Origin of the sequence: Ancylobacter amanitiformis, assembly GCF_030814815.1 — a bacterium.
Lineage (GTDB): Bacteria > Pseudomonadota > Alphaproteobacteria > Rhizobiales > Xanthobacteraceae > Ancylobacter > Ancylobacter amanitiformis.
In genome coordinates this window covers 38746-56084 of the sequence record NZ_JAUSVR010000006.1, presented here as the reverse complement: position 1 = coordinate 56084, position 17339 = coordinate 38746, and the positions used below count along the sequence as shown (strand labels likewise).

Sequence of the window (17339 nt, the reverse complement as noted above, 5' to 3'; positions counted from 1 at the left end):
CCCTGAGAGCATCCATGCGCTTCACGGAGACCCCTCGCGATGGCAAGGATGCAGGTTCAGCTGCGCAGCATCGGCGGCACGGGCGCGGCGCTGGGTTGGGCCGGCGCGCATACGCTGGTGGTCGACCGGGCCGAGGGGCGTGCCGGCGGCACCGGGCTTGGCTTCAATGGCGGGGAGTTGCTGGCGCTCGCCATCGGCGGATGCCTCTGCAACGACCTCCACTATGTCGCGCAGGAGATGGGGATCGCGATCGAATCGATCGACGTCGGCGTCGAGTTGACGCTTGCGGGCGCGCCACTGCTGGCGACCCGCGCCCTGGTGCGGGTTGAGGTGGTGCCCGTCGATCCGGCGAGCGATATCGGCGCTCTGGTCGAGCGGGCGCGGCAGGATTCCACGGTGAGCAATTCGGTCGCGCGAGGTTTGGCCGTCGATTTCCTGACGGCCTGAGAGGGAAACCCTCAGCGCGTCGGCACCGGCTTCTCGCCGCGATAATCATAGAAGCCGCGCTGGGTCTTGCGCCCCAGCCAGCCGGCCTCGACATATTTCACCAGCAGCGGGCACGGGCGATACTTCGAATCGGCCAGCCCCTCGTGCAGCACCTGCATGATGGACAGGCAGGTATCCAGCCCGATGAAATCGGCGAGCTGCAGCGGGCCCATCGGGTGGTTGGCGCCGAGCCGCATGGCGGTGTCGATGGCGTCGACCGAGCCCACGCCCTCATAGAGCGTGTAGATCGCCTCGTTGATCATCGGCAGCAGGATGCGGTTGACCATGAAAGCCGGGAAATCCTCCGACACCGCATAGGTCTTGCCGAGCCGGGTGACGAAGGCCTTGGAGAGCTCGAAGGTCTCGTCCTCGGTGGCGATGCCGCGCACCAGCTCGACGAGCTGCATGAGCGGCACGGGGTTCATGAAGTGAATGCCGATGAAGCGCTCCGGCCGGTCGGTCGAGGCGGCGAGCCGGGTGATCGAGATGGACGACGTGTTGGTGGCGAGGATCGCCTCGGGCTTGAGGAACGGGCAGACCGCGGCGAAGATCCTGCGCTTGATCTCCTCCTTCTCCACCGCCGCCTCGATCACCAGATCGACCTCGGAGAGGTCGGCCGTCTGGTCGGTGCCGTGGATGCGCCCGAGCGCGGCCTGCTTCTCCTCATCCGAATACAGCCCCTTGCCAACCTGGCGGGACATGTTGCCGTTGATGGTGGCGAGGCTCGACTTGAGGCGGTCCTTCTCCAGGTCGTTGAGCACGACATCGTAGCCGGCAAGCGCGCACACATGCGCGATCCCGTTGCCCATCTGGCCGGCGCCGATAATGCCGACGCGCTTGATCTCGAAACCCATGGCCACGTTGTCCTGCCCCTGCTGACGGCTCGGTGCTCAGTATAAAGGCTCTCAGGCTTTCGCCTTAGCAATTTCCGCCGTCAGTTCCGGCACCAGCTGGAACAGGTCGCCGACCAGGCCGAAATCGGCCACGGAGAAGATCGGCGCGTCCTCGTCCTTGTTGATAGCGACGATGACCTTGGAATCCTTCATGCCGGCCAGATGCTGGATGGCGCCGGAAATGCCCACCGCGACATAAAGGTCGGGCGCCACCACCTTGCCGGTCTGGCCGACCTGCCAGTCATTCGGCGCGTAGCCGGCATCCACCGCGGCGCGCGAGGCCCCGACCGCCGCGCCCAGCGCGTCGGCCAGCGGCTCGATGACCTTGGCGAAGTTCTCCGCCGAGCCGACGGCCCGCCCGCCCGAGACGATGATGCGCGCCGCGGTCAGGTCCGGGCGCTCGCTGGCGGCGATCTGCTCGCCGACGAAAAGCGTGCCGGCCGGAGCATCCGCCGGGGTGATCGCGCGGATCGGCGCCGCCCCGCCCTCGCCCGTCGCGGCGAAGGCGGCGGTGCGGATGGTCACCACCTTCCTGGCGTCGCGCACGCGCACGCGCTGGATGGCGTTGCCGGCATAGATCGGCCGCTCGAAAATATCGGGCGCGATGACGGCGATGGCGTCGGACACCTGCATCACATCGATCAGCGCGGCGATGCGCGGCAGCACGCTCTTCCACACGGCGGTGGAAGGCGCAATGAGCGCGTCATACTCGCCCGCGAGCGCGACGCCCAGGCTCGCCACCGGCTCGGCGAGGCGGTGCGCATAGACCGGCGCGTCGGCGAGCAGCACTTCGGCCACGCCCTCGAGCCGGGCGGCGGCCTCGGCGGCGGGACGTGCATTCTCGCCCACCACGAGCACATGCACCGGCGCGCCCAGCGCGCGCGCCGCGGTCAGCGCGCGGGCGGTGACGGGGTTCAGGCTCGCATCGTCATGTTCGGCAAAAAGCAGCGTCGCCATGGTCAGATCACTCCCGCCTGCTTGAGATCGCCGACCAGTTCGGCGACAGAGCCCACCTTCTTGCCGGCGGTGCGGCCGGTGGGTTCCAGCGTGGAAAGCACGTCGAGGCGGGGGGCGAGGTCGATGCCGAGATCGGCCGCCGGCTTTTCCTCGATCGGCTTCTTCTTCGCCTTCATGATGTTGGGCAGGCTGGCATAGCGCGGCTCGTTGAGACGCAGGTCGGTGGTCAGCACCGCCGGCAGCGCCAGCTCCAGCGTCTGCAGGCCGCCGTCGATCTCGCGCGTCACGTCGATCTTGCCCTCGCCCACCACCACCTTCGAGGCGAAGGTCGCCTGCGGCCAGCCGAGCAGGGCGGAGAGCATCTGCCCGGTCTGGTTGGCGTCGTCGTCGATCGCCTGCTTGCCGAGGATGACGAGGCCGGGGCCTTCCGCCTCGACGATTTTGCGCAGGATCTTGGCGACGGTGAGCGGCTCGATGCCGGCTTCCTCCGTCTTCACCCAGATGCCGCGATCGGCACCCATGGCGAGCGCGGTGCGGATGGTCTCGTCGGTCTTCACCGGCCCGATGGAGACGGCGATCACCTCGGTGGCCTTGCCGGCTTCCTTGAGCCGCAGCGCCTCCTCGATGGCGATCTCGTCGAACGGGTTCATCGACATCTTGACGTTGGCAAGCTCGACGCCCGAGCCATCCGGCCTGACGCGGATCTTGACGTTGTAGTCGACCACCCGCTTCACGGGCACAAGGATCTTCATCACCACATCTCCCGCCCGACGCGATGTCGGGGCCGTCGCGGCAGCAGCAAGTCGAGGAAGGCGATGCGATGGGGCCGGAGGGCACCGGCGGGGACTGCACGCGGCACCCGGTGAGGGCGCCGCGGTTCAGCGCCCCGCACGGACGACACGGCCCGGCATCGGCCTGCGGAAAGCGGGGGCGAAACTATGGATCGCCCAAGGGCCTGTCAACGTGGGGAAGCGCGCCGGCGCCATCAGATCGGCGGGTGTTGCTCGGGGGTGCCGTCGCGCGTCAGCACCCAGAGCGGCACGCCCTTGCGCCGCATGACGACGATGAGCACCGCACCGGTGAGCAGCCCGCCAATATGCGCCCACCAGGCGGTATCCTGATCGCCCGAGCCGATGACGCTCCACAGCTGGAAGGCGATCCACGCGCCGAGCGGCCAGATGGCGGGAATGCGCAGCGGCACGCGCAGGAACACCAGCACCCAGATGCGCACATTGGGGTGCAGCATCAGATAGGCGCCGACCAGCCCGGATATGCCCGCCGAGGCGCCCACCAGCGGCGCCGCCGAATCCGGCACCGCATAGGCATAGGCGAGCCCGCCGACCACCCCGCAGATGAGATAGAAGGCGAGGAAGCGGGCATGGCCGAGCGCATCCTCGACATTGTCGCCGAACACCCAGAGGAAGGCCATGTTGCCGGCCAGATGCATCCAGCCGCCGTGCAGGAACATGTAGGTGACGAGGGTCAGTTCGGCCGGCAGGCGGGCATATTCGGCCGGCAGCACCGCGGCATGGGTGACGACGGCCGGGATGGCGCCGAAGCCGAAGGCCGAGGCGATGTCGATCTCCGCGCGGTAGCCGTGCTGCACCAGCACGAAGATGATCACATTGGCGGCGATCAGCGCCCAGGTGACATAGGCGTGGGTGATGCCTTCCAGCGGGTTGTCGTCATTGATAGGCAGCAGCATGGCGCGCCCTACCCCTCGCGCCCGGCCGCCGGCACCCACAGGACGTCGCCGCCGCCCTCGCGGGCATTGGCGGCGCGGCTCATGACGAAGAGCAGGTCGGACAGCCGGTTGAGGTAGCGGACCGCCGCCGCCGAGACGGTCTCGCCGGGCGCCTGCGCCAGCTCGACCACCAGCCGCTCGGCACGCCGGCACACGGTGCGCGCCACATGCAGGTGCGCCGCGGCCGGCGTGCCGGCCGGGAGCACGAAGGAGCGCAGCGGCCTGAGCGGCTTGTTGAGCATGTCGATGTCGTGCTCCAGCCGATCCACCTGGCGCGCGACGATGCGCAGCGGCTCATAGCCGCGATCGACGCCGTCATCGGGGGTGGCGAGGTCGGCGCCGAGATCGAACAGGTCGTTCTGCACCCGCGCGAGCACGCCATCGATATCGGCCAGCGCGCCGGTATGCAGCCGCGCCACGCCGATGGCGGCATTGGTCTCGTCCACCGTGCCATAGGCGGCGATCCGCAGGTCGTGCTTGACGCGGCGCTCGCCGGTGCCGAGCGCGGTCGTGCCGTCGTCGCCGGTGCGGGTATAGATGCGGTTGAGCACCACCATGGCGGATGCGCGTCCCCTGCGGCCTCAGCCCCGGTTCATGAGGAAGATGGTGACGAGCACGCAGCCGAGCGCCACCGCCTGCAGCAGCACGCGCCACTGCATCAGCTTCTGCGAGCGCTGGGGCGAGCCGCCCCGCGCCATGTTGGCGAGGCCGAGCACGAGAACGACCGCGACCGCGCCGAGCGCGATGGGCAGGACCACGAATTTGGCGATGGTGACGAGATCCATCGTTTATCTCCGGCGAGCGCGGCGCGAGGCCGGCATTCAGTTCATCACGACAATGGCAGCATTCAACACGGTCGCATAGGACACCCAGACGAGATAGGGCACCAGCAGCCAGGCCGCGATACGGTCGATCCGCGCTGCCGCCCAGATCGTGGCGGCAATGGCCAGCCACAGAGCCAGGATGATCGCCAGTCCCGCCCCGATCGCCTCCATGCCGAAGAAAACGGGCGACCACACGGCGTTGAGCGCCAGCTGGACGATCCACAGCGCGATCGCCGTCCGCCGTTCGGGCGAGGGCGCGTGAAGCTGCCAGAGCCGCCACAGCGCCACCGCCATCAGCACGTAGAGCGTGGTCCAGACGATGGGGAACGCGGCGTCGGGCGGCGTGAAGGACGGCTTGGCGAGGCTCGCATACCAGGTCGGGATCTTCGGCGTGGTAGCCAGCGAGCCCAGCGCGCCGACCGCCAGGCACACGCCGACGGCGACGACGAGACGGAAGAAGGACAATGTCTTCATCGGGGCCTCCCTGCGCGATCAAGGCCGCGGCAGCGGCTGATTCGACTGCTTATAGTGGCCGAGACGTCCGGTCGGATCACCTCCGGCGCGAATTCCCCACCCCTCATGCCGTCCCCTTCATGCCGTCCCCTTCATGCCACGCGCGGCCGGCGGGCGATGGCCGAGATCGCGGAAGGCGGCAGACGCCGCGTCCAGCCGCGCGGTCCAGGCCGGGTTCGGCGCCTGCCCGCGAGTCGCGACGTCATAGGCCTGCAACAGTGCCGCGATCGACAGCGGCTCGATCAGCGCCGCCCGCAGCGCCCAGGCGCTGGCGAGGGCGACCACGATGCCGAAGCCGCCGAGCGCTCCCGGCAGCCAATAGGCGAGCCCCACCGCCGGCCCGAGCAGCAGGAGGAAGATGAGAAGGGTCAGCGCATAGTCGAACAGCGCGATCCACACCGCGTTGCGCGCCAGCGGGCCGGCATTCTGCGCGTAAAGCACCAGCCCGTCCCGCGCCGCGTCGCCGGGCGGCACGCCATCGCGGCGGATGATGTAGGCGAGGATGATCTCGTCGACCAGGCCGAGCGCCACCCGCAGCACCGCGGCGACGAACCGGTCGAGCGCCCCCGCGCCGGGTATCCAGAAGGTCAGCACGTCCATGATTCCGACAAAGGCGCGCACCGTGCCGCGGATCAGCAGATCCATGCCGAACAGCACATTCACCTCCAGAAAGCGCGCGCGGACCATCGCGGTGGCAAACCGGATCTGCGATCGCCCGTCGGGAAGCGCGGCACCGCGCAGCAGCGCGTCCATCGCCGCGACATGGCCGGCCTTGACGAGATAGACGACATACTGGCGCACCCACCACAGCACGCCGAACATCAGGCTGAGACCGCCGACACCGACGATCATCGCGCCGAACAGGCTCTCGTCGCGGCCGAACAGCCCGCCGAGGCTCCAGCCGACACCCACCCCAAGGCCGGTGCCGGCGAGGATGGCCAGCACGGACGCGGCATAGACGACGAGCCGCAGCAGCACGAAGGGCCAGGTGCGCGCCACCAGCCCGAACGCGGTTCCGATCGAGAAATCCCACATCCGCGCGCCCTCACCTCACCCGCCGCCGCCAACGACCAACGGGATATCGCCGACGACAACAGTCCGCCAGACCGCGCCACCGGGCAAGACGGGAGCCGATGCGAGGGCGCGGGTCAGCCCGTGGCCTGTCCGCCGGCGAGGTGCTGCTCGATCTCGTGCAGCGGCAGCTTCACCAGATCGCGGTCGATCTCCGCGTCCACCGCTGCGGCCAGCGCGCGACCATAGAGCGGGCGCAGCACGCCGAGCGCGCGCGGGGGCGCCACCACCACGACCGAACGCGTCTCCCCGGCGGCAACCGCCGCCTCCAGCCGATCGGCGATCATGCGCAAAAAGGCGCGCTCGGCCTCTTCGTGCCAGTCCGTCGGCTCCACCGACGAACGGGCCGGGCTGGACGACTGGTGTACCCGACCGGGCGCATCGGCGCCCTGCGCGCGGCTGGGCGGGTTGTCCTGCGCGTGCACCTCGTGCGTGCGCAGGTTGGGAAAGGCCGCGTCGCCCTCATTGACGAGAATGAGCGCCTTGTGGCCGTCGCACACGACGACCCACGCGCCGGCCTTGATCTTGATCGTGTCCGTGCGGCTCATTCACGCCTCCTCCCGCGCGCTGGCGCGGTGCTGCCCCGACCCGATCGGCCATCCCGGAGGATGCTCCGCGCAGGAGCCCGCTCTCATAGGAGCACGGCCGCCGGCAAGCCGCCTTGACGCGGGTCAACAAGCGCGGGCGCGCCGATCGGCGGGCTCAGAAGGCGCCGGAGCGGGCACGGCGAATGGCGGCGTTGAGTTCGCCGCCATACACGAAGATCGACGCCGTCGTGTAGAGGAAGATGAGCGCGATCATCACCGAGGCGAGGCCGGCATAGGTGGTGACGTAGTTGCTCGCGAACTCGGCGAGATAGCGGCCGAACGCGGCGCCGGCGGCCAGCCACAGCGCCAGCGTGACCAGAATGCCCGGCGCGACCTCGGTGAGCGTGCGCCGCCCCGCCGGCAGCCACATATGCGCGACCACCAGCGCGACGATGAGGATGGCCGAGGTCGCGGCATAGCGCAGAAAGGTGATCATCCAGCCGAAGGGCGTGAGCGCGGGCACCCAGCGTATGGCGGTGAGCCACAGCACCGGCCCGAGCACCACCAGGAAGGACAGCGCCAGCAGCCCGGCCGCCCCGACGACGACATAGCCGATGGATTCGAGCCGCAGCCAGTACCAGGATCGCTTCTCACGCACGCCATAGGCGCGGTTGAGGCCGATGCGCAGGCTCTCGATGCCGTTGGAGGAGAAGTAGATCGCCAGCACCACGCCGACGGTCAGCACGTCGGTGCGCACCTGCGTCAGCACGTTGCGAATTTCCCGGCCGATCGGCGCGGCGACCTGGCTGGGCCACGCCTCCAGCATCAATTGCACCGTCTCGTCGGCGAGGTTCTTGAAATCGAAGAACGCCGCCAGCGCGGTGACGAAGATGAGGAAGGGGAACAGCGACATCAGCGCGGACAGGGCGATATGGCTGGAAATCGCCCACCCGTCATCCTCGACGAAGCGCCAGAAGGCATCCCAGGCGATGTCGAAAGCACGCAACACGTCGCCCGGTCTCCCCTGTTCGACGTTAAAGGTGTGACCTGACATCGGACGTCACGCGAGAAATGGCAAGACGTAACGCCCCGATTCCTCGACGTCCCGATCCTCATGGCCCCGCGGAAAGGCGCGCCCCCGGATCCCCTCGGCCGGAGCCCGGCACCGCGCGAATTCGCTTTGGTGCGCCGGCGGCCGACTAGTGGTAGATAGGGCGCCCGTTTCATGACCCCCGCGTGAAGGATGCGCGGGGAAAGCCCGAGTGAACGCCATGTCCGCCGCGTCATCCGCCACCTCGTCCGCCGCCTCCCTGCGTGCCGCTTCCGCCCCCGAGACCCGTCTCGGCGTGCCGGCCCCGCAGCCGGAACCGGCGAATGATGTGCCGGCGCTGATGCTGGAGATCGGCCGCCGCGCGCGGGCCGCCGCCCGCACCCTGGCGCTCGCCTCGGCCGAGGCCAAGCGCGCCGGGCTTAAGGCGGCCGCCCAGGCCATCCGCGCCCAGGCCTCCGCCATTCTCGCCGCCAACGCGCAGGACGTGGCGGCGGCGCAGGCTTCCGGCATGAGCGCCTCCATGCTGGACCGGCTGACGCTCAGCGCGGCCCGCCTGGACGCGACCGCGCGCGGCGTCGAGGAGATCGCCGATCTGCCCGATCCGGTCGGCACGGTGATCGACAGCTGGGAGCGGCCCAACGGGCTGAGGATGGAGCGCGTGCGCACCCCGCTCGGCGTGGTCGGCGTCATCTATGAGAGCCGGCCCAACGTGACGGCGGATGCCGGCAGCCTCTGCCTCAAGGCCGGCAACGCGGTGATCCTGCGTGGCGGCTCGGACAGTTTCCAGTCGAGCCGCGCCATCCACGCCGCCATGGCCGAGGGCATTGCCAGCGCCGGACTGCCGGCCGACGCCATCCAGCTGGTGCCGACCCGCGACCGCGCGGCGGTGGGCGAAATGCTGGGGGGCCTCGCGGGCGCGATCGACGTCATCGTGCCGCGCGGCGGTAAAAGCCTTGTCGCCCGCGTGCAGAGCGAGGCGCGCGTGCCGGTCTTCGCCCATCTCGAAGGGCTGGTGCACATCTATGTCGACAAGGCGGCGGACCCCGCCAAGGCGCTGGCCGTGGTGAGGAACGCCAAGCTGCGCCGCACCAGCGTGTGCGGGGCGGCCGAGACGCTGCTGGTGGACAGCGCCGGCGCGGGTACGCTGCTGGCCCCGCTCGTGACCATGCTGCTCGACGAGGGCTGCGAGGTGCGCGGCGATGCGGCGACGCAGGCGGTGGATCCGCGCGTGCGGCCGGCCAGCGAGGGCGACTGGCGCACCGAATATCTCGACGCCATCATCTCGGTGAAGCTGGTGGACGGTCTCCATGCCGCGATCGACCATATCGAGACCTATGGTTCGCACCACACCGACGCCATCCTGACCGAAGATGCCGTGGTGGCGGAAACCTTCCTCAGCGAGGTCGATTCCGCGATCGTGGTTCACAATGCCTCGACCCAGTTCGCCGATGGCGGCGAATTCGGCTTCGGCGGCGAGATCGGCATCGCCACCGGGCGCATGCACGCGCGCGGGCCGGTGGGCGCCGAGCAGTTGACCTCGTTCAAATACCGGGTGCGGGGCACCGGCCAGATCCGCCCCTGACCCTCCTCCGGCAGGGCTGGCACAGCCCGGCAGGCCATGAGCCCGCTGGGAGCCCGCCGGCTGTCGCCATGCGTTCATGTTCCTTGCGCCGTTTGAGACGGTGCGCTAGGGGAGGGCCGCGGGCCAATCTACACGCCCGGCGCGGAGACCGGATGAATGACCTACGTCGTCACGGAGAATTGCATCAAGTGCAAGTACACCGACTGCGTCTCGGTGTGCCCTGTCGACTGTTTCTACGAGGGTGAGAACTTCCTCGTCATCCATCCGGACGAATGCATCGACTGCGGCGTGTGCGAGCCGGAATGCCCGGCCGAGGCGATCAAACCCGATACCGAACCCGGCCTCGACAAGTGGCTGACGATCAACGCCGACTATGCCAAGGCCTGGCCCAACATCACCGACCGCAAGGACCCGCTGCCTGACGCCAAGGAATGGGACGGTGTAGCCGACAAGCTACAGTATCTCTCGGCCGAACCGGGTAAGCAGGGCTAGCTCCGGACTGCCGACCCGATGACGGGCCGGACATGGTCGACGCGCCGACACGACGCCGTGGCAGGGACCGCGGCCGCAGCCACGCGCGCGCTGCAGCGCAGCAGTATTTTGATTTCGGCATAAATTGTGTTATAAGCTTACCCGTGCAGTCGAATGGGTTTGCCATGGTGCAACGCTCCCAGGCCGGAGCGCCCCTCCCGGAATTGATGTCGGGTCTTTGTCCAATGCGCAACCGCGTATCGGGCTCCCCTGAGTTTTCCGTCGACGGCTGAGCGTACGGCTCCGGCATCCGCTGGAGCCGCGGTGTTTCTTGACCCCGCGGGGCAACTCGCGAGGCGACGGCGTGCCAGGGTGGTACTCCGCCGGAAGAACCGAGACCCAGGAGCAGATACAGCATGACGTCGACGAAGAAGCCGTCCAACAACATCCGCCAGGGTTTCAAGACGGGCGAGCATATCGTTTATCCGTCCCACGGTGTCGGACGCATCATGGCGATCGAGGAACAGGAAGTCGCCGGCTTCAAGCTTGAACTTTTCGTCATTCATTTCGAAAAGGACAAGATGACGCTGCGCGTGCCCGTGCCGAAGATCGTGACCGTCGGCATGCGCAAGCTTTCCGATCCGATCGTGCTCAAGAAGGCGCTGGAGACCCTCAAGGGCCGCGCCCGCGTGAAGCGCACGATGTGGAGCCGCCGCGCTCAGGAATATGAGGCCAAGATCAATTCCGGCGATCTCGTCGCCATCGCCGAAGTGGTGCGCGACCTCTATCGTTCCGATGCGCAGCCCGAGCAGTCCTATAGCGAGCGCCAGCTCTATGAGGCCGCGCTCGACCGCATGGCCCGCGAGCTGGCCGCCGTCGAGAACATGACCGAGACCGAGGCGATCAAGGCTATCGAGCAGAACCTGCTCAAGGGCCCGCGTCGCCTGGGCAAGGGAGAGGTCGAGGCCGAGGCCGAAGTCGAGCATACCGACGACGAAGCCGAGGAAGCCGCCGCCTGAGGCGCCGCTTCTCCCTTCGACACCGCGATGAAAGCCCGGCTCCGTGCCGGGCTTTTCTTTTTTGGCCCCCCCTTCTTGCCCCCTTCTTGTCCCGTGTCGTCCGCGCGCGCGCGGAAATCCCAGCCGGCAAGCGGGGCCCGCATTCCCGGCTCGAATCCTTTCGGGAACCATCCTTTGCCCGGTCGCGTTGACACGTTGTCCAGCCGCCGTCTGAACGAGCAAAGAGATGCGCATGAGCGACAGGGCCGAGCGTCACATTGTCCTGGTGCGGGACGCGATGAAGGCGCCCCTGCTGGGGCGCGAGGAGGAATACGGGCTCGCCCGCCGCTGGACCGAGCAGCGCGACGAGCACGCGATGCACCAGCTGGTGCATGCGCATATGCGCCTCGCCATCGCCATCGCCCGCCGCTTCCGCAGCTATGGCCTGCCCATGTCGGACCTTGTGCAGGAGGCCAATATCGGCCTGCTGGAAGCCGCCGCGCGGTTCCAGACCGCCCATGACGTGCGCTTCTCCACCTATGCCACCTGGTGGATCCGCGCGGCGATTCAGGATTACGTGCTGCGCAACTGGTCGATCGTGCGCGGGGGAACCTCCTCCGGCCAGAAGGCGCTGTTCTTCAACCTGCGCCGCATGCGGACCCGGCTCGAGCGCGCCGGCGGCGCCACACCGCCCCCGCGCGAGGCGATGCACGGCGCCATCGCCCGTAGCCTCGGCGTGAACCCGGTCGAGGTGGCGCGCATGGATGCCCGGCTCAGCGGGCCCGACCTGTCGCTCAACGCCCCGCTTCAGGCCGGCGAGGAAGATGGAGGCGCCCGGCTCGACCAGCTCGCCGCCGCCGATCCGCTGCCCGACGAGCAGGCCTCGATGGAAATCGACGGCGAGCGGCGGCGGCGCTGGCTGTGGCGCGCGCTGGCGGCGCTGAACGAGCGCGAGATCCGCATCATCAAGGCCCGCCGCCTGAACGAGGAGAGCGAGACGCTGGAAACGCTCGGCGCACGGCTCGGCATCTCCAAGGAGCGGGTGCGGCAGATCGAAAGCCGGGCGCTGGAAAAGCTGCGCGTCGCGCTGACGCAAGGCCCCGACGTGCCGCGCGGCGCCTTCGGGCCGATCTGAAGCTCTCGTTTCAACAAGCCGGGCGTTTTCGAATCGCGAAAGGCGGCCCAGCCCAGAGCCTGCCACGCCCATGGCCAGCGTTCGCCCCGCCGCGGCCAAGGAACAGCGGGGATCGAGCATCGCAGCCGCCGCGCGTCGCCCGGCGCGAGATCCCGGATCCGCCCGCGGCCGCCCGCAATGTCGAACGGACCGCCAGGTTCAGCTTTCGGCCGGTCCTATTCCGCGATGATCTTGTATTGCTCGCCATAGGCCAGCTTGTCGCCGCGCTGCAGTCCGTTGAGGATGAGGAACCGCTCCATCTGCCGGTCCTGCACGTCCATCTTCGCCGCCAGCTTCTCCGGCGTATCGGTGAGCCCGGCCGTGACGATGCGGATACGCAGCGGCTTCACGTTGTCCGCCTCCTCGATGGAGACGCGGCGGAAGGTTTCCGCCGCCTCGCGGAAGCCGGCGTCGAGTTCCGGCGTCAGCTCGCGCGCCGCGAAGATAAGCCGGTACACATCGCTGCCGAAGCGGATGGCGAACATGCGGAACGACCATTGCTCGCCGCGCGCCACGGCGGTGGCGGCGGGAAAGCCGTTGAGCACCAGGCTCTCCACCGAGGATACCTCGACCCCGTCGATCCAGCCGGAGGAGAGATATTGCGCCAGCGACTGGTCGCCGCCGACCCGCACGGCATCGAGCCGCAGCGCCTCGCGACCGGTGGTGCTGGCGCCGAGCACCGCCTGCGAGGTGTTCTCCAGCGCGAAGCCTTCCGGTGCGGTGAAGGTGAAGCCGAGCTTGGGATGGAAGAACCGCCGCCCGCGGATGAAGCCTTCCTTGGGATCGTCGCCGTAGACGAGGCCGTCAATCGCCGCGAGATATTGCGCCCGGTCGCGCTCGCCCGGCTTCTTGGGCGAGGCATATTCGCGCGCATTGGCCATGACGATGGAAATACGCTCGGGCGTCGCCGGGTGCGTGGCGAGGAAATCCGCCTGCTCGCCGCTGGCGCTCTGGTTCATCGAGCTGGACTTCAGGTTGGCCTGCTGGCCCATGGTGGTGAGGAAGCGCTCCGCGCCATAGGGATCGAAGCCGGCGCGGGCGCTGATGCCGACGCCGATCGCATCCGCCTCCAGTTCCTGCCCGCGCGAGAAGCTGGCGAGCGAAATGCGGCTCTTGGCCAGCGCCAGCGCGCCGAGGTCGGAATCGTTCACCACATCGGAGATCACGCGGCTGACCAGCACCGCCTGCTTCATCTGGTCCTCGCGGGTGGCCGCGTGGTTGGCGATGACATGGGCCATTTCATGCGCCAGGACCGAGGCCAGCTCGGAATTGTCGGAGGCCAGCGACAGCAGGCCGCGCGTCACATAGAGCGAGCCATTGGGCAGCGCGAAAGCGTTGATGGCCGGCGAATTGAGGATGGTGACGCGGTATTTCTGGTCCGGCCGCTCCGACGCCGCCACCAGCCGGGTGACGATCTGCTGGATCTGCGCCTGCAGCTTGGGGTCGTTATAGGCGCCGCCATAGGACGTGACGAGACGCTCGTGCTCCTTGCGCTGGGCCGGCGTCATGGCCTCCTCGGCGGCGGGCGCGGGCGTGCTCGCCTTCAATTCCGCCGTGGAGGGCTCCTGCATGCCGGCGCAGGCGGCGAGCAGGAGCCCGGCCGCGAGCAGGCAGGCAAACGCGCCCAGCCGCCGCCACACCGACGCCGTACCCCTGGACAGACCGCCTGCCCTGCTATGCACCGGTGTCCTCACCAGTTCCCCGCCTGCCCTTGTCCCATCCTGCCGTCGATGAACTCGATCTGCTCGATCCACCGCACGTCGATTGCCGGTCCGTCCGCCTCGAACACCACGCCGCGCACCGCCACCGCGCGCCCCGCCAGCGCCTCCAGCGACAGGCCGGCGCGCTCCAGAGCCACGCGCACCGGTTTTTCCAGCCTGACGGTGGTGTCTTGCCGCCAAACCGGGCCGAAATTGAGGTAGTCCACCCGCCGGCCGTTTCCAACCGAAAGCACACGTCCTGCAAGGATTGTGAACCGCCCGGCCTTCGCTGTCACGGTCTTCTCGTCGCGCGCGGGCAGCGGCAGCCCCGCCCAGAGGCCGCGCTTCGCCCGCCGGGCCGGCGCCTCCGCCGCCCGCAGTTCGTTCATGCAGCCGAGAAACCCCGCCTCCGGCCGCGCCAGCGCCAGCCCCTGCCGCAGCAGCGCGACCTGAACGGTGGCGTCGGCGCCGTCCTCCTCACGGGGCGCCGCCAGCCGCAGCAGGGCGCGCCGACGACCGTAGCGGTCGGTGGCGGCCGGCCCGGCCAGCGTCACCTCGCGCCCGCCCAGCTGCGCCGCCAGCGACGCGCGGCGGGCTGCCAGCGCCGCCTCGCCGTCCTCGACGGCAAGGCCCGCCAGCGCGACGACCGTGCCATCGGCCAGCACGATATCGCCGAAGCGGTCGATGGCCGTGACGGCGACCGGCGCGCCGAACGCGGCCGGACAGGACGCCGCCTCACCCTTCGCCGCCCGCGCCGGCGCGCCGAGCATGAGGACAGCCGCGAGGAAGGTGGCGAGGACGCCCGCGAGGCCGGCGCGCGCGGATGGCAGACCACGCCGCGACGTCGCGGCATCGCGCCGCCAGCGCCTCGCGGGCGGGCGCTCGTGCGCCTCGCTGGCGCGCGGGCCGGCAGCGGCTTGCCATGGTGACATCGGCACTCCATTCGCATCCAGCCGCCCGGGCCGGTTGCCCATGCTAATCCACGCGGATGGACGGCGATATCCGCCGTCGCGGTGGCCGCAGCCCCTTCCCGGTGCGGCCGCCCTCTTGATCCGGAACGCCGATTGAGGTCATGTACCGGCGGTCACTCCCGGTAGCTCAGCAGGATAGAGCACAGGTTTCCTAAACCTGGGGTCAGGGGTTCGATTCCCTTCCGGGAGGCCACCCGCCCGGCAGGCGCCGGGGGCCCGCTCATATCGTCGCAGGGGGCGAATAACCGCCATCACGGTGGATTTCGTGCATTCCCCTGGGGAATGCCTGTCTTGCGGCTGCCATGTTCCTGTCCAACATGAGGGACCGAACTTCCGGTGTGTCCCCCGGCCATTGCCGCCGGTGCGGCGGGCGGCGCGGCATTCCAACGGCAGAGGACAATGGAAAGCATCAGCGCGTATCTGGCTCAGCTCATGCAGAGCCACGACTATCTCGTGCCCGTCGTGGTCGGCATCATCGCCTTCGGCGAATCGCTCGTCCTGCTCGGCCTGGTCATTCCGGCCACCGCGCTGATGCTGGCGATCGGCGGGCTGATCGGCTCCGGCATGGTGGAGCCGATCCCGGTCATTGCCGGCGCCATCGTCGGCGCCGTGGCGGGCGACATCGTGTCCTACTGGTTCGGTCGCTGGGTGGGGCCGCGCGTGGTGCATCGCTGGCCGCTGATCGGCTATCGCTCGCAGGTGGCGCAGGCGCGGCTGTTCTTCCGCCGCTTCGGCTTCGCGTCCATCTTCGTCGGCCGTTTCTTCGGCCCGGTGCGCGCCACCATGCCGATGGTGGCCGGCATGATGCGTATGAACCAGCGCCGTTTCCAGTTCGCCAACGTCTCCTCGGCGGTGGTGTGGGCGCCGGTGATGCTGGCGCCCGGCTGGCTCGCCGCCGAGAGCGCCTCGCTCATCGGCGCCCACAGCGAAGGCTCGTGGCTGATGTGGATGGGCGGACTGACCCTGGTGATGCTGCTGGCCACGGGCGTGGTGCTCAAGCTCGTCCAGTCGCGCATCATGCGGCGCCCGCGCACGCCGCGGCGCGCCGTGCAGCCGGCCGCGCGCTCCTGACGCGCCCGGCCCCATCCGCGCCGGGCGTGCGAGGAGGCGTCACGCCCCCTGCCGCAGGCGCGGACGCACGCCGGCGAGGATGATCATAACCGAGACCAGCAGGATGAGGCTGGCGGCACCGAACACGCCGGTCGCGCCTGCCCGATCGAAGATCATCCCGCCCCCCGCCGCGCCGACCGAGATGGCGAACTGCACCGCCGCGACCAGCAGGCCGCCGGCGCTTTCCGCCTGATCGGGCACGGTGCGGGTCAGCCAGGTGGACCACGCCACCGGCACGATGCCGAAGGCGAAGCCCCACAGTGCCACCATCAGCGCATCCCCCGCCGGGTTGTTGGCCAGCGTGACCAGCCCCAGCCCGAGCACCCCCATCAGCACGGGGGCGCAGACCAGCGAGAAGCCGAGGCTGCGCTGCAAAAGCCGCCCCGCCACCAGCGTGCCGACGAAATTGGCCACGCCGAAGCCGAGCAGGATGCCCGACACCGCGCTGATACCCACGCCCGTCACCGTTTCCAGGAAGGGGCGGATATAGGTGAAGACGGCGAAATGGCCGGAGAAAACCAGCATCGCGGCCAACATGCCGATGCCGATGCCCGGCCGGCGCAGCACGTCGACCAGCGTGCGCAGGCTGGCCGAACCACTCGGCGCCATGCGCGGCAGCGTCGCCACCTGTGCAATCAGCGTCGCCACCGCCAGCACCGCGGCGATGAGAAACACCGCCCGCCAGCCGAACAGATGGCCGAGATAGCTGCCCACCGGCGCGGCGAAGATGGTGGCCGCCGAGACGCCGCTGAAGATGATCGACAGCGCGCGCGGCACCATCTCCTCCGGCACCAGGCGCATGGCGAGCGCAGCCGACATCGCCCAGAACCCGCCCAGCGCGATGCCCAGCAGCACGCGGCCAACCAGCAGCGAACCGAGGTCGGGGGCGAAGGCGACGATCAGGTTGGAGACGATCAGCAGCACGGTGAAGACCAGCAGCACGACGCGCCGGTCGATGCGTCGCGTCACCGTGGCGACGAGCAGGCTGGCCACCAGCGCGACGATGGCGGTCGCCGTCACGGCCTGCCCGGCCGTGCCCTCGCTGATGCGCAGGTCCGCCGCCATCGGCGTCAGCAGGCTGGCGGGGAGAAACTCGGCGGTCACGAGGCCGAACACGCCCAGCGTCATCGAGCCGACCGCCGCCCAGGCGGGGGCGGCGGCGGCGGGCGGGGCGAGGGCGGAGATGCTGTCGGGGTCGAGCCCGGCGGCGGAAGCCTCCTCGGGCCAGGGCAGAGTGTCGCTCATCGAAATTTCCTTCGAAGCGGGA

19 protein-coding genes and 1 tRNA gene are annotated in these 17339 nt (G+C 69.2%); 7 read left to right on the top strand and 13 right to left on the bottom strand.

What is annotated here, in order from left to right:
* Nucleotides 1-48: 48 nt before the first annotated feature.
* Nucleotides 49-447, top strand: coding sequence for an OsmC family protein (locus tag QOZ99_RS10930; RefSeq protein WP_306889999.1), 399 nt, complete (start codon nucleotides 49-51; stop codon nucleotides 445-447).
* Between the two features lie 11 nt (nucleotides 448-458).
* On the opposite strand, the gene QOZ99_RS10925 is transcribed toward QOZ99_RS10930, so the two are convergent.
* The 10 genes from QOZ99_RS10925 to QOZ99_RS10880 all read right to left on the bottom strand — a co-directional run bounded on the left by QOZ99_RS10925 (nucleotide 459) and on the right by QOZ99_RS10880 (nucleotide 8024).
* Entirely contained in the window at nucleotides 459-1340 is an 882-nt protein-coding gene (locus tag QOZ99_RS10925) for a 3-hydroxybutyryl-CoA dehydrogenase (protein WP_306889998.1), read from the bottom strand.
* A 51-nt stretch (nucleotides 1341-1391) separates the two neighbouring features.
* Nucleotides 1392-2336 carry an electron transfer flavoprotein subunit alpha/FixB family protein gene (locus tag QOZ99_RS10920; protein WP_306889997.1) on the bottom strand — a complete coding sequence of 315 codons (945 nt, stop codon included), beginning with the start codon at nucleotides 2334-2336 and terminating at the stop codon, nucleotides 1392-1394.
* 2 nt (nucleotides 2337-2338) lie between these two features.
* Nucleotides 2339-3088, bottom strand: coding sequence for an electron transfer flavoprotein subunit beta/FixA family protein (locus tag QOZ99_RS10915; protein WP_306889996.1), 750 nt, complete (start codon nucleotides 3086-3088; stop codon nucleotides 2339-2341).
* 233 nt (nucleotides 3089-3321) lie between these two features.
* A complete protein-coding gene (locus QOZ99_RS10910; RefSeq protein ID WP_306889995.1) occupies nucleotides 3322-4041 on the bottom strand; it encodes a rhomboid family intramembrane serine protease in 720 nt (239 codons plus the stop codon).
* A gap of 8 nt (nucleotides 4042-4049) precedes the next feature.
* Nucleotides 4050-4637: a cob(I)yrinic acid a,c-diamide adenosyltransferase gene (locus QOZ99_RS10905; RefSeq protein ID WP_306889994.1), complete on the bottom strand. Its 588-nt coding sequence runs from the start codon at nucleotides 4635-4637 to the stop codon at nucleotides 4050-4052.
* 24 nt (nucleotides 4638-4661) lie between these two features.
* Entirely contained in the window at nucleotides 4662-4865 is a 204-nt protein-coding gene (locus tag QOZ99_RS10900; protein ID WP_183188997.1) for a twin transmembrane helix small protein, read from the bottom strand.
* 36 nt (nucleotides 4866-4901) lie between these two features.
* Nucleotides 4902-5378 carry a TspO/MBR family protein gene (locus QOZ99_RS10895; protein ID WP_306889993.1) on the bottom strand — a complete coding sequence of 159 codons (477 nt, stop codon included), beginning with the start codon at nucleotides 5376-5378 and terminating at the stop codon, nucleotides 4902-4904.
* A gap of 117 nt (nucleotides 5379-5495) precedes the next feature.
* A complete protein-coding gene (locus QOZ99_RS10890; RefSeq protein ID WP_306889992.1) occupies nucleotides 5496-6452 on the bottom strand; it encodes a hypothetical protein in 957 nt (318 codons plus the stop codon).
* A 113-nt stretch (nucleotides 6453-6565) separates the two neighbouring features.
* Nucleotides 6566-7036, bottom strand: a complete 471-nt coding sequence (locus QOZ99_RS10885; RefSeq protein WP_306889991.1) for a baeRF12 domain-containing protein — start codon at nucleotides 7034-7036, stop codon at nucleotides 6566-6568.
* A gap of 154 nt (nucleotides 7037-7190) precedes the next feature.
* Nucleotides 7191-8024 (bottom strand): YihY/virulence factor BrkB family protein, encoded by an 834-nt coding sequence (locus QOZ99_RS10880; protein WP_306889990.1) that lies wholly within the window; start codon nucleotides 8022-8024, stop codon nucleotides 7191-7193.
* 382 nt (nucleotides 8025-8406) lie between these two features.
* Between QOZ99_RS10880 and QOZ99_RS10875 the strand changes: the two genes are divergently transcribed.
* The 4 genes from QOZ99_RS10875 (at nucleotide 8407) to QOZ99_RS10860 (ending at nucleotide 12252) form a co-directional block, all read left to right on the top strand.
* Nucleotides 8407-9648: a glutamate-5-semialdehyde dehydrogenase gene (locus QOZ99_RS10875; protein ID WP_306890190.1), complete on the top strand. Its 1242-nt coding sequence runs from the start codon at nucleotides 8407-8409 to the stop codon at nucleotides 9646-9648.
* A 156-nt stretch (nucleotides 9649-9804) separates the two neighbouring features.
* Nucleotides 9805-10140 carry a ferredoxin FdxA gene (gene fdxA / locus QOZ99_RS10870; RefSeq protein WP_306889989.1) on the top strand — a complete coding sequence of 112 codons (336 nt, stop codon included), beginning with the start codon at nucleotides 9805-9807 and terminating at the stop codon, nucleotides 10138-10140.
* Between the two features lie 395 nt (nucleotides 10141-10535).
* Complete coding sequence (locus QOZ99_RS10865) at nucleotides 10536-11138, top strand: CarD family transcriptional regulator (RefSeq protein ID WP_183188991.1); 603 nt, start codon at nucleotides 10536-10538, stop codon at nucleotides 11136-11138.
* 232 nt (nucleotides 11139-11370) lie between these two features.
* Nucleotides 11371-12252: an RNA polymerase factor sigma-32 gene (locus QOZ99_RS10860; protein ID WP_306889988.1), complete on the top strand. Its 882-nt coding sequence runs from the start codon at nucleotides 11371-11373 to the stop codon at nucleotides 12250-12252.
* 215 nt (nucleotides 12253-12467) lie between these two features.
* Here the strand turns inward: QOZ99_RS10860 and QOZ99_RS10855 are convergent, their stop codons facing one another.
* Together QOZ99_RS10855 and QOZ99_RS10850 are read right to left on the bottom strand one after the other, a co-directional pair.
* Nucleotides 12468-13973 (bottom strand): M48 family metalloprotease, encoded by a 1506-nt coding sequence (locus tag QOZ99_RS10855; RefSeq protein ID WP_370876837.1) that lies wholly within the window; start codon nucleotides 13971-13973, stop codon nucleotides 12468-12470.
* Nucleotides 13974-13981: 8 nt separating this feature from the next.
* Nucleotides 13982-14923 carry a thermonuclease family protein gene (locus QOZ99_RS10850; protein WP_306889987.1) on the bottom strand — a complete coding sequence of 314 codons (942 nt, stop codon included), beginning with the start codon at nucleotides 14921-14923 and terminating at the stop codon, nucleotides 13982-13984.
* Between the two features lie 155 nt (nucleotides 14924-15078).
* On the opposite strand from QOZ99_RS10850, the gene QOZ99_RS10845 reads away from it, so the two are divergent.
* Nucleotides 15079-15155 (top strand) — tRNA-Arg (locus QOZ99_RS10845).
* A 206-nt stretch (nucleotides 15156-15361) separates the two neighbouring features.
* The gene (locus QOZ99_RS10840) at nucleotides 15362-16033 is read left to right on the top strand and encodes a DedA family protein (RefSeq protein WP_306889986.1); all 672 of its coding nucleotides are present in this window, start codon (nucleotides 15362-15364) and stop codon (nucleotides 16031-16033) included.
* 39 nt (nucleotides 16034-16072) lie between these two features.
* Here the strand turns inward: QOZ99_RS10840 and QOZ99_RS10835 are convergent, their stop codons facing one another.
* Nucleotides 16073-17317, bottom strand: coding sequence for an MFS transporter (locus QOZ99_RS10835; protein ID WP_306889985.1), 1245 nt, complete (start codon nucleotides 17315-17317; stop codon nucleotides 16073-16075).
* Between the last annotated feature and the right edge of the window lie 22 nt (nucleotides 17318-17339).

Bases quoted from the DNA above. Each gene is read 5' to 3' on its own strand.
- QOZ99_RS10925 (WP_306889998.1), bottom strand. From the start codon at position 1,340: ATGGGTTTCGAGATCAAGCGCGTCGGCATTATCGGCGCCGGCCAGATG.
- QOZ99_RS10865 (WP_183188991.1), top strand. From the start codon at position 10,536: ATGACGTCGACGAAGAAGCCGTCCAACAACATCCGCCAGGGTTTCAAG.
- QOZ99_RS10850 (WP_306889987.1), bottom strand. From the start codon at position 14,923: ATGTCACCATGGCAAGCCGCTGCCGGCCCGCGCGCCAGCGAGGCGCAC.
- QOZ99_RS10840 (WP_306889986.1), top strand. From the start codon at position 15,362: ATGGAAAGCATCAGCGCGTATCTGGCTCAGCTCATGCAGAGCCACGAC.
- QOZ99_RS10900 (WP_183188997.1), bottom strand. From the start codon at position 4,865: ATGGATCTCGTCACCATCGCCAAATTCGTGGTCCTGCCCATCGCGCTC.
- QOZ99_RS10860 (WP_306889988.1), top strand. From the start codon at position 11,371: ATGAGCGACAGGGCCGAGCGTCACATTGTCCTGGTGCGGGACGCGATG.
- QOZ99_RS10835 (WP_306889985.1), bottom strand. From the start codon at position 17,317: ATGAGCGACACTCTGCCCTGGCCCGAGGAGGCTTCCGCCGCCGGGCTC.
- QOZ99_RS10930 (WP_306889999.1), top strand. From the start codon at position 49: ATGCAGGTTCAGCTGCGCAGCATCGGCGGCACGGGCGCGGCGCTGGGT.
- fdxA (WP_306889989.1), top strand. From the start codon at position 9,805: ATGACCTACGTCGTCACGGAGAATTGCATCAAGTGCAAGTACACCGAC.
- QOZ99_RS10885 (WP_306889991.1), bottom strand. From the start codon at position 7,036: ATGAGCCGCACGGACACGATCAAGATCAAGGCCGGCGCGTGGGTCGTC.
- QOZ99_RS10915 (WP_306889996.1), bottom strand. From the start codon at position 3,088: ATGAAGATCCTTGTGCCCGTGAAGCGGGTGGTCGACTACAACGTCAAG.
- QOZ99_RS10875 (WP_306890190.1), top strand. From the start codon at position 8,407: ATGCTGGAGATCGGCCGCCGCGCGCGGGCCGCCGCCCGCACCCTGGCG.
- QOZ99_RS10920 (WP_306889997.1), bottom strand. From the start codon at position 2,336: ATGGCGACGCTGCTTTTTGCCGAACATGACGATGCGAGCCTGAACCCC.
- QOZ99_RS10910 (WP_306889995.1), bottom strand. From the start codon at position 4,041: ATGCTGCTGCCTATCAATGACGACAACCCGCTGGAAGGCATCACCCAC.
- QOZ99_RS10905 (WP_306889994.1), bottom strand. From the start codon at position 4,637: ATGGTGGTGCTCAACCGCATCTATACCCGCACCGGCGACGACGGCACG.
- QOZ99_RS10890 (WP_306889992.1), bottom strand. From the start codon at position 6,452: ATGTGGGATTTCTCGATCGGAACCGCGTTCGGGCTGGTGGCGCGCACC.
- QOZ99_RS10895 (WP_306889993.1), bottom strand. From the start codon at position 5,378: ATGAAGACATTGTCCTTCTTCCGTCTCGTCGTCGCCGTCGGCGTGTGC.